This window comes from Candidatus Protofrankia californiensis, assembly GCF_900634765.1.
Classification (GTDB): domain Bacteria; phylum Actinomycetota; class Actinomycetes; order Frankiales; family Frankiaceae; genus Protofrankia; species Protofrankia californiensis.
Genome location: NZ_CAAAFT010000379.1, coordinates 1 through 1,325 on the forward strand (window position 1 = coordinate 1; position 1,325 = coordinate 1,325).

The 1,325-nt window shown below is 67.9% G+C and carries 2 protein-coding genes; both read left to right on the forward strand.

The window, feature by feature from the left end; genetic code table 11:
- A partial coding sequence (locus DD1DGNOD_RS27305) for a WD40 repeat domain-containing protein (RefSeq protein ID WP_430827840.1) occupies positions 1 to 490 on the forward strand: 490 nt, incomplete at its 5' end.
- A gap of 638 nt (positions 491 to 1,128) precedes the next feature.
- Positions 1,129 to 1,325 (forward strand): hypothetical protein (locus DD1DGNOD_RS27310; protein ID WP_165036894.1); only part of this gene is annotated, 197 nt, incomplete at its 3' end.

The following is a 1,325-nucleotide window of genomic DNA, read 5'->3' on the forward strand; positions in this document are numbered from 1 at the left end:
GCCTCGACGTTCTCCTGTTCGCACGGACCCGATGCCGGCTGGCCCCGGCTCCCGCCCGGGTACGGTCGGTGGCGTTCTCCCCGACGGCACCACTCTCGCCACCGGCAGCAACGACGGCACGGTACGGCTGTGGCAGACCGCTACCGGGTGCCTGCTCGCGGCTCTGCACCCCCTCTCCCAGGGCGACTGGGCCACCGTCCTACCCGATGGGACGTACAAGACCTCCGGGGGCGACAGCCGTTCTCTGCTGTGGTGGGCTGTCAAACTCCGCCGGTTCGAACTCGACGAACTCGCCGACCTCGACCCCGCCTACCAGCCACTCGACCCGGCCACGCCCATCCCCGGTCTTGATCATCTCCCCCACAGCCCGCTGCCGTCACCGCCGCCACCGCAGGGGCCACCGTCACCTCCACCGCAGCCGCATAGGCCACCGCAGCCGCAGGAGGAAGCACGCGAATCACGGCGCTGGTTCTCCCGACGGCGCCGGTAGACACCCGGAAAACGACGATCAACTCCCATCCCGGCCGTCACGTGCCTGCACAGCAGCAGGAGAAGACGGCTGACTGCCATGCTTCTCCGGCGCAGCAGGTGTTGAGCGGACTCGCGTCACCGGGGGCTGTCGCGATGTCGTAGCTGGCTACCGGCACCTCACCGGACGTCGGGGCAGCAGTGTGCACAAGATTTTGATCGTCGGCGATTTGTCGGCTCTGTCGGGATCGTAGGAACCGGAGAACTCGCTGCGCGAGACCCGTGGGTCGAGATTTCGTGCGGCCTCGACGTCTCCATACCGCTTATTCAGGCCCGGACAGGCACGGCCGCTTTCTCCGCGACCGGCCGGTCGAACGGCGTGACAGCCATAGGTCCGATAATTCTCGACCGGCGGCAATCCGCCGGCAACCGAAACCGAAATGATCACATTTTGCCGTGATCAGGGTTCCGCGCGCCACGCGACAGCCGGGAGCTCGGGAACCCGGGAGCTCGGAACCGGGGCTGCATCGTCGTCCACCGCAGACACGACGGGGGAGTGAGAGGCATCGACACGGCTGGACCGGCGACACAACCGGGCCATCGACATGACCGGAACAGCGTCGGACACTGGAGGTGTAAAGCGAACACCTGGAGTCGCGCATGGGCGTTGATCGGCGCAGGCTCACGGCGGTTGCCGGGCTTGTCGCAGCAGGACGTCTGGTGAGAGCGTCCTCCGGACGCACCCGCACCGCGCAGGACCTGGCCGGGCTCACCACCGCCATACGGGCGCTGGTCGACGGATACGGGTCCACCGCCCCGGCGCAGACCGCCTTACAGGCGTGGAACCTGGGGCGCCA